Origin of the sequence: Mycobacterium sp. UM_Kg1, assembly GCF_000972925.1 — a bacterium.
GTDB classification, from domain to species: Bacteria; Actinomycetota; Actinomycetes; order Mycobacteriales; family Mycobacteriaceae; genus Mycobacterium; species Mycobacterium hiberniae.
In genome coordinates this window covers 1-8321 of the sequence record NZ_JRMK01000152.1, presented here as the reverse complement: position 1 = coordinate 8321, position 8321 = coordinate 1, and the positions used below count along the sequence as shown (strand labels likewise).

The following is an 8321-nucleotide window of genomic DNA, read 5'->3' as shown; positions in this document are numbered from 1 at the left end:
GCTGGCCCCGATGGCCGGCGTGACCAACGTGGCCTTCCGAACGCTGTGCCGCGAGCTCGAGAGGTCCCGAGCCGGAACGGTGAGCGGGCTGTATGTCTGCGAGATGGTGACCGCGCGGGCACTCGTCGAGCGGCACCCCGCCACCCTGCACATGACGACGTTCGCGCCCGACGAGTCCCCCCGTTCGCTGCAGCTCTACACCGTCGACCCCGACACCACCTACGCCGCGGCGAAGATGATCGCCGAGGAGGGCCTGGCCGACCACATCGACATGAATTTCGGCTGCCCGGTGCCCAAGGTGACCCGTCTGGGCGGCGGGTCGGCGCTGCCCTACAAGCGTCGGCTGTTCGGCAAGATCGTCGCGGCCGCGGTCCGGGGCGCGGCCGGCACCGGCATCCCGGTGACGGTCAAGTTCCGGATCGGGATCGACGACGCCACCCACACCCACCTCGACGCCGGGCGTATCGCGGAGGACGAAGGGGCCGCAGCGGTGGCGCTGCACGCCCGGACCGCGGCGCAGCGGTACTCCGGCACCGCGGACTGGGAGCAGATCGCCGCACTCAAGGCGCAGGTGCGCTCCATACCGGTGCTGGGCAACGGGGACATCTTCGAAGCCGGCGACGCGCTGGCCATGATGGCGGCCACCGGCTGCGACGGTGTGGTCATCGGCCGCGGCTGCCTCGGGCGCCCCTGGTTGTTCGGCGAGCTCTCAGCGGCCTTCGCCGGCCGGCCGGCCCCCACCCCGCCCACGCTGGGCGAAGTCGCCGACATCATCCGCCGCCACGGCCAGCTGCTGGCGCAGCATTTCGGCGAGGACAAGGGCATGCGCGAGATCCGCAAGCACATCGCCTGGTACCTGCACGGCTTCCCGGCCGGCTCGGGCCTGCGGCGCGAGCTGGCGCTGGTCACCACGCTGGCGCAGCTCGACGAACTGCTGGCGCAGCTGGACGCAGCCATCCCCTTCCCGGCCGCTGCGACCGGGCCGCGCGGACGCCAGGGGTCGCCGGCCAAGGTCACCCTGCCCGAAGGGTGGCTGGCCGACCCCGACGACTGTGCCGTGCCTGCGGGGGCGGACATTATGCATTCGGGTGGCTGAAATGAGACTTTGTCGACATCGCGTGTCTAGAAGGTTCTCAGTAGAATAAGGAACTTGTTGTTCCCGGCAGGGGTCGTCCCTGCCGGAGCAGAAGCTGGTGCGGAACGCATGCCGACCCCCGCACCGCGCCGAGGTGCGAGCGACGCACCCCGAGGACTCGGAGGCCCCTGAGGACATGAGTGACGGCGATAACGCCACTCCTGGCCCTGGGACGCCGGAGGGCCACGACGGCGACCATCAGCTGATGACGATAACGCCGCCCGGACCCGCGCCGTGGGAACGCTGGCGGGACCCGGCGGACGTGCCTGCCTCCCACCGGCGCACCCCGGCGCGTCGACGCGACGCCGGCAACGGCTCGGTGAGCGTTGCCGACCTGATCGCCAAGGTCAACGCCGGCGCTCCGCCTTCCGGTGGCCGCAGCCAGCGCCGGGCCGCCGCGGCCCTGCCTCCCGAGGGGCCGACGCAGACCGATGGGCCCGCCCCCGGATCCGAGCCGCCGGCCGCGCCCGCGCTCGATGTCGCCGAGCCGCCCGACGGGCTGCCCGACATCGCCGCGGCGGCCTACCCCTCCGAGGTGCCCGACCTCGGCCTTATTCACGGCACGTCGCTGGACCCGGCCGACAGCCCCGATTGGGACGAATTCGCCGCGACCACCCAGCTGCCCGACATCGCGCCGGAGATTGCCCTGGACCCGGTCGGCCCGTATCGCTACGCCGAACCGGACGAGGACGAACCGCGCACGCCGCACCGTCGGGCCAAGGCCGCGGGCCGGGCCGCCGCGGCGATGCTGGCGATCCTCGCCCTGGTGTTGACCGGTTCGGCCTGGCAGTGGAGCAGCTCGAAGAATCGCAGCCTCAACCACATCAGCGCCCTTGATCCCGATTCGCACGACATCCTCGACGCGGCCGGCCAGTACGGCGATGAGAATTTCCTGATCGTCGGCGCCGACACCCGGGCCGGCGCCAACAGCAGCATCGGCGCCGGAACCACCGACGACGCCGAGGGCGCCCGCTCGGACACCATCATGCTGGTCAACATCCCGGCGAACCGTAAACGCGTGGTGGTGGTCTCGTTCCCACGGGATCTGGCGATCACCCCGATCCAGTGCGAGGCGTGGAACTCCGCCACCGGGGTCTACGGTCCGGTCTACGACGAGGAAACCGGTAGCTACGGCAGCGACCTGGTCTACACCGAGACGAAGCTCAACTCGACGTACGCCTTCGGCGGCCCGAAGTGTCTGGTCAAGGAGATCCAGAAGCTGTCCGGGCTGGCGATCAATCGCTTCATGGCGGTCGACTTCGTCGGATTCGGCAAGATGGTCGACGCCCTGGGCGGCGTCGAGGTGTGCACCCCGAGCCCGCTGTACGACCTGGTGCTGGGCAGTGTGCTGGAGAACACCGGACGCCAGCGGGTCAACGGCGCGACCGCGCTGAACTACGTGCGGGCCCGCCACGTCACCACCGAGGACAACGGCGACTACGGCCGCATCAAACGCCAGCAGCTGTTCTTGTCGTCGTTGCTGCGCTCGCTGATCTCCACCAACACCTTCTTCTCCCCGACCAAGCTCAACAACGTGGTCAACATGTTCATCGGCGACAGCTCGGTGGACAACGTGACCACCAAGGACCTGGTGAACCTCGGCCAGTCGCTGCAGAAAGTCGCCGCCGGGCACATCACGTTCGTGACGGTGCCGACCAGCGAGACCGACGAGAACGGCGACGAGGTCCCGCGCATGGACGACGTCCGGGCCCTGTTCGACGCCATCATCAACGACGACCCGTTGCCGGGCGAGAACGACCACAACGCCACCTCCGACCCGACCACCACGGCGCTGAGCCCGACGGCCCCGGCCACCTCGGCACCCGAGTCGCCGGAGTCGCCGGCCAAGCCGGTCAGCGAGCAGGTGCGCGCCGTCACCACCTCACCCACCGAGGTCAACGTGCGGGTTTCCAACGCCACCGAGCAGGCCGGCCTGGCGGGCGGCACCTCCGAACGCCTGCAGCAGTGGGGCTTCAACGTCGACAACGCCGACGACTATCCCGGCACCGTCAAGGCCACCAAGGTGTTGTTCTCCCCCGGCAACGAGCAGGCGGCGGCGACGGTGTCCTCGGCGCTGTCAGACGCTCCCATCGAGCGGGTCAGCGGACTGGGCAACATCGTGCGAGTGGTCCTGGGATCGGACTTTCGCACCGTGACCAAGCCGGCGGCCAGCGGCTCGCAGATCAACGTCCAGCTCACCCGCAACACCAGTGCCGAGCCGACCGAACTCCCCGACGACCTGACCGTCACCAACGCCGCCGACACCACCTGCGAGTAGCATCCGGCTCCGCCCGATCCACGCGGACCGCCGTCCACGGCTAGTCTTGAGGGCATGCGAACCGCGTATCATGAGCAACTCTCGGATCTCGCCGAACAGCTCGGCACGATGTGCGGCTTGGCCGGGGCAGCCATGGAACGCGCCACTCAGGCCCTGCTGCAAGCCGACCTGATGTTGGCCGAACAGGTGATCACCGATCACGAGAGAATCGCCGCGATGAGCACCCGCGCCGAGGAGAGCTCGTTTGTGCTGCTGGCGTTGCAGGCACCGGTTGCCGGGGACCTGCGCGCCATCGTCAGCTCCATTCAGATGGTCGCCGATATCGACCGGATGGGCGCCCTGGCCCTGCACGTCGCCAAGATCACCCGCCGTCGGCATCCCCAGCACGCACTGCCCGAGGAAGTGAACGGTTACTTCGCTGAAATGGGCAGGCTCGCAGTCGAGCTGGGAAACAGCGCCCAAGAGGTGCTGTTGTCGCGGGACCCGGAGAAGGCCGCCCGGATCCGCGAAGAAGACGACGCGATGGATGACCTGCACCGGCATCTGTTCTCGGTGCTGATGGACAAGGAGTGGCGGCACGGCGTAGCCGCCGCCGTCGACGTCACGCTGCTCGGCCGGTTCTACGAGCGGTTCGCCGATCACGCTGTCGAGGTCGCCCGCCGGGTGATCTTCCAGGCCACCGGCAAGTTCCCGGACGAGCACACCCTGCCGTCAAGCGAGTAGCGCGTCGATCGCCCGGTAGATCCGCTGTTCGCTCACCGGGCGCGGGGTTCCGAGTTGCTGAGCCCACAGGCTCACCCGCAGTTCTTCGATCTGGCGGGCGATCTCGCCCACCGCGGCGTCCTGGCGACGTGCCGCGGGCAGCACCGCCAGCAGGTCCTGGTAGGCCTGTTGCACGCCCTGCACCCGCGCCATCCGGTCCCGGTCGGCCTGCAGCGCGCGGGGCAACTGCTCCAACCGGCGGCGTATCGCGGCGAGGTAGCGGGTGAGGTCCCCCAGATGTACGCGCCCCGTGGCGGTGACGAACCCGGGTGTCAGCAATGCCTCCAGCTGCCCGGTGATGTCGGCGATCGACTCGGCCTGAGCCGCCGGCGGCTGCGCCGGCAACGCCACCTGGGTTTCCCGCGCGGCGGCCAGCACCTGTGCCACCCGGGTGACGACGTCGGTCGTGGTGGCGACCAGGGCCGCAGCCACTCGCTTGCGCAGCGCGACGAACTCGTCTCGCGTCCACACCGGCGCGGGGACCAAGGCGTCGGTGGCAGCGTCGGCACAGTCGTCGATCAGCGCTTGCAGCGACCCGTCCGGGTTGGCTTTGAGCATCAGGCGCGTCTGCGAATCGAGCTGACGCTCAACCGCTTTGACCGGAGAGGGGATCTCACACCGCAACAGCCTGCGGATGCCGGGGCCGAGCGCGCCGCGCTGTTGCGCCTCGGTGGCGAACACCCGCAGCTCGGCATCGCCGCCGGCGTCGACGAAGGCGGGAAAACCGCGCACGGCACGTCCGGCCACCACCCGCTGGACGGTCTGCGGAAGGGTGTCGAGGTCGTCCGGCCAGCCGCGCAGCCCGGTGCGCTCCAACTCCGCGCCGACCGCATCGGCGATCGCTTCACGGGCCGATGCCGACAGTCGTTCCTGCAGGGCAGCCAGATCCTTGCCGCGGGCCAGCTCGGTGCCGTCGGCGGCTTCCACCGCGAAGGTGACCCGAAGGTGCGCCGGCACACTGCTCATGTCGAAGGCGTCGACCGGCACGAGCACCCCGGTGCGGCGGCGCAGTTCGCCGGCCAGCGCCTCCAGCAGCGGCTCGGTCGACGTGCCGATGACCGACAACACTGCGCGGGCGGTGTCGGGTGCCGGCACGAAGTTGCGCCGCAACTCCTTCGGCAAGGACCTGATCAGGGCGGTGACCAGCTCTTCGCGTAACGCGGGTACCTGCCAGGCGAACTCGTCACCTCCAAGCCGGGCCAGCACGTCGATCGGCACGTGGACGGTGACCCCGTCGTCGGCGGCGCCCGGCTCGAAGCGGTAGCTCAACGGCAACGCGAGATCCGCGGTCGCCCACCTGTCCGGCCGATCGGCGCCGAGCGTCTCGCCGGTGCGCAGCAACTCGTCGCGGGTGAAGGTCAGCAGTTCCGGTGTGTCCTGCCGCTGCCGCTTCCACCAGCTGTCGAAGTGTCGTGCCGACACCACCTCCGCGGGAATCCGGGCGTCGTAGAGGTCATAGACGGTGTCGTCGTCGACGATCAGGTCGCGGCGCCGAACCCGGTCCTCCAACTCCTGCAGTTGGGTGCGCAACGCCGCGTTGTCGGCCAGGAAGCGGTGCCGGGCCGTCCACTGGCCCTCCACCAGCGCATGCCGGATGAACATCTCGCGGGCCACCACCGGTTCCACCCGGGCGTAGCCGACCCGCCGGCGCGTGACCAGCGGCAGGCCGTAGAGCGTCACCTTTTCGAAGGCCATCACTTCGCCGCGCTTGGCGTCCCAGTGCGGCTCGCTGTAGCTGCGCTGGACCAGATCGGCGGCCACCCGTTCGACCGTCTCCGGTTGGATGCGCGCGGCGGTCCGCCCGAACAACCGGCTGGTCTCCACCAGTTCGGCCACCATCGTCCAGCGCGGCGGCCGTTTGGCCAGCACCGAGCCGGGGGCGAGAACGAATTTCGAGTTACGCGCCCCGGCGTATTCGCGGCCGTCGGAACGCCGCATCCCGACGTGCGACAGCAGACCGGCCAGCAGCGCGGCATGAATGGCCGCGGGTTCGGCCGGCTTGTCGGCGGTGTCACGGATGCCGACGTCTCCGGCGATGCTGCGCAACTGACCGACCAGGTCCTGCCATTCCCGGATTCGCAGGTAGTGCAAGAACTCATTTCGGCACATCCGGCGGAAGGCACTGCCGCTCAGCGTCTTGCGCTGCTCGGACAGATATGACCACAAGTTGAGGTAGGCGATGAAGTCGGAGTCGTCGTCGGCGAACCGGGCGTGCTTCTGCCGGGCGGCCTCCTCACGATCGATGGGCCGCTCGCGCGGGTCTGGGATCGTGAGCGCGGCCGCGAGCACCAGCACTTCGCGCACACAGCCCTCGGTCTCGGCCGCCACGATCATCCGGCCCAGCCGCGGATCCACCGGAAGCCGGGCGAGCCGGCGGCCGACGTCGGTGATCTCCCCGGGCGCGGTGAAGGCACCGAGCTCGACCAGCAGTTGGACGCCGTCGCGGATGCTGCGGGCGTCGGGTGGGTCCAGAAACCCGAAGTCTTCCACCGCGCCCAACCGCAGCGAAGCCATCCGCAGCAGCACCGCAGCCAGGTTGGTACGCAACACTTCGGGATCGGTGTAGCGCGGGCGAGCCTCGAAGTCCGCCTCGCTGTAGAGCCGGATGCACACCCCCGGAGCGGTGCGCCCGCACCGGCCGCTGCGCTGCGCGGCCGAAGCCTGCGAGATGGGCTCGATCGGCAGCCGTTGCACCTTCAGCCGGCGACTGTAGCGCGAGATCCGGGCGTTGCCCGGATCGATGACGTAACGGATTCCCGGTACCGTCAGCGAGGTCTCCGCCACGTTGGTGGCCAGCACGATCCGCCGGCCGGTGCGCGCCGGTGCGAACACCTTCTGCTGTTCGGCGGTGGACAGCCGCGCGTACAGCGGAAGAATCTCGGTGTTGGGCAGGCCGCCGAGGGCTTCTGCGGTGTCCCGGATCTCACGCTCGCCGGACAAAAACACCAGGATGTCGCCCGGCGGTTCGGCGGAAAGCTCGTGCACCGCATCGGCGATGGCCTCGATCTCGTCGCGGGTTTGGGTGCGAATGATCTCGTGGTCCGGGTCGTCCGGGTCGTCGCTGGCATCGCCGAGCACCGGCAGTTCCAGTGGGCGGTAGCGGATTTCGACCGGATAGCTGCGGCCGGACACCTCGACGATCGGCGCGCTGGCACCGTCGGATCCGGCGAAGTGCGCCGCGAAACGTTGGGGTTCGATGGTGGCCGAAGTGATGATCACCTTCAAGTCCGGGCGGCGCGGCAGCAACTCGCGCAGGTAGCCCAGCAGAAAGTCGATGTTGAGGCTGCGCTCATGGGCTTCGTCGATGATCAAGGTGTCGTAGCGCAGCAGCCGCCGGTCGCGTTCCAGTTCGGCGAGCAGGATGCCGTCGGTCATCAACTTGATCAGGGTGCGGTCGGAGACCCGGTCGGTGAATCGGACCGCATAACCCACGACGTCGCCGAGCGGGTTGGCCAGTTCCTCGGCAACGCGCGCGGCGACAGTGCGGGCGGCCAGCCGCCGCGGCTGGGTGTGGCCGATGGTGCCCCGGATTCCGCGACCGAGTTCCAGACAGATCTTGGGCAGCTGGGTGGTCTTGCCCGAGCCGGTTTCACCGGCCACCACCACCACCTGGTGGGCACTGATCGCCGCGGCGATCTCGTCGCGACGGGCACTGACCGGCAGGTCGGGGTAGCCGATGGCCGGTACCGCGGCGTGCCGCTGCGCGATCAGCCGCTGTGCGGCGCTCATCCGTTCAGCCAGCTGCCGGACCTTCTCCGGTTGTTTGCCGCGCAGATCCTTGAGCCGCCGGCCGAAGTATGCGGCGTCGCGGATGGTGAGGCCGTCGAGCTGCGTGCGCAACTGTGCTACGGACGGCTCGGACACTCCGGCAAGGATAGGCGCGCCCAGCCGGCTCGGCCAAGCCGGCCGCGCTGCGGCGACCGTGCCGCGGTCAGCCGAAGCGGCCGGAGATGTAGTCTTCGGTTTCCTTGAAAGTCGGGTTGGAGAAGATCTTCTCGGTCCCGTCGATCTCGATCAACCGGCCCGGCTTACCGGCGCCGGACAAGTTGAAGAACGCCGTCTGGTCGCTCACCCGCGCCGCCTGCTGCATGTTGTGAGTGACGATGACAATGGTGTATTCCTGTCTCGTATACACATCTGACGCTG

At 69.3% G+C, this 8321-nt stretch carries 4 protein-coding genes and 1 pseudogene; 3 read left to right on the top strand and 2 right to left on the bottom strand.

The window, feature by feature from the left end:
- The first annotated feature begins 1 nt into the window (after position 1).
- The 3 genes from dusB (at position 2) to phoU (ending at position 4136) form a co-directional block, all read left to right on the top strand.
- Complete coding sequence (gene dusB / locus LI92_RS17895) at positions 2-1096, top strand: tRNA dihydrouridine synthase DusB (RefSeq protein WP_286135179.1); 1095 nt, start codon at positions 2-4, stop codon at positions 1094-1096.
- Between the two features lie 244 nt (positions 1097-1340).
- A complete protein-coding gene (locus LI92_RS17890; RefSeq protein ID WP_286135178.1) occupies positions 1341-3413 on the top strand; it encodes an LCP family protein in 2073 nt (690 codons plus the stop codon).
- A gap of 54 nt (positions 3414-3467) precedes the next feature.
- Positions 3468-4136 carry a phosphate signaling complex protein PhoU gene (phoU, locus tag LI92_RS17885; protein ID WP_046321270.1) on the top strand — a complete coding sequence of 223 codons (669 nt, stop codon included), beginning with the start codon at positions 3468-3470 and terminating at the stop codon, positions 4134-4136.
- Here the strand turns inward: phoU and hrpA are convergent.
- Both hrpA and pstB read right to left on the bottom strand, forming a co-directional pair.
- The gene (hrpA, locus tag LI92_RS17880; protein WP_046321268.1) at positions 4125-8039 is read right to left on the bottom strand and encodes an ATP-dependent RNA helicase HrpA; all 3915 of its coding nucleotides are present in this window, start codon (positions 8037-8039) and stop codon (positions 4125-4127) included. The genes phoU and hrpA overlap by 12 nt on opposite strands.
- Positions 8040-8106: 67 nt before the next feature.
- Positions 8107-8321, bottom strand: a pseudogene (pstB, locus tag LI92_RS17875) (phosphate ABC transporter ATP-binding protein); the annotation flags it as partial.